The sequence below is a fragment of the Planctomycetota bacterium genome (assembly GCA_039819165.1).
GTDB lineage: Bacteria > Planctomycetota > Phycisphaerae > Phycisphaerales > UBA1924 > JAHCJI01.
In genome coordinates this window covers 1-693 of record JBCBSM010000005.1, presented here as the reverse complement: position 1 = coordinate 693, position 693 = coordinate 1, and the positions used below count along the sequence as shown (strand labels likewise).

Below are 693 nucleotides of genomic sequence, written 5' to 3'. Positions count from 1 at the left end.
CAACGATGCAGTGCGCGATGCAGAGCTCGCGACGATCATCGCGCGCGTGACCGCCGAGGCGCCGAATCGGCCGGCGCTGGTGGGCCAGCCGGACTCCGAACTCGAACGCGCGGCCGAGGCGCACGGCCTCGAGTTCATTGCCGAGGCGTTCATCGATCGAGCCTATGAACCCGACGGCAGGCTCGTGTCGCGCAGCGAGCCGGGCGCCGTGCACACCGATATCAACACGGTCACGGCACAGGCCGTGTCGCTGTCGCTCGACAAGTCGGTCACGGCGCGCAACGGCGACGTCATCGACGTGCGCGCCGATACGCTGTGCATTCACGGCGATACCGAGGGCGCGGCGGCCGCGGCGCGGGCCGTACGCGATGTCCTCGAACAGCGCGGCGTCGGAATCCAGCCGGTTGGCGGCTGAGCCCACAGCGCCGGTCGAGGTCGTCTTTGCGGGCGACGACCTCCTGAGCATTGCGGTCGGCACCGCATCGGTGGCGCAGGCGCTCGCGGCAGAGCTGCGCGCTTCAGGCGTTTGGCTCGCAGCGGTCGCCGGCATCGACTCGGTCGTCGTGCAGTTTGACCCGATCGCCCAGACCCCGCAGAGCGCTGCACAACGCCTTCAGGCGCAGGCCGAAACGTTTCGGATGCCCGAGGAGACCGAGACCCGGCTCGTGACCATACCGGTCGTTTACGACGGCG

General features: G+C 69.4%; 2 protein-coding genes. Both read left to right on the top strand.

Annotation, left to right across the window (positions count from 1 at the left end):
- Positions 1 to 415 (top strand): LamB/YcsF family protein (locus tag AAFX79_13730; protein ID MEO1009617.1); only part of this gene is annotated, 415 nt, incomplete at its 5' end.
- On the top strand, positions 405 to 693 hold a 289-nt coding region (locus AAFX79_13725; GenBank protein MEO1009616.1), incomplete at its 3' end, for a carboxyltransferase domain-containing protein. The genes AAFX79_13730 and AAFX79_13725, both read left to right, overlap by 11 nt.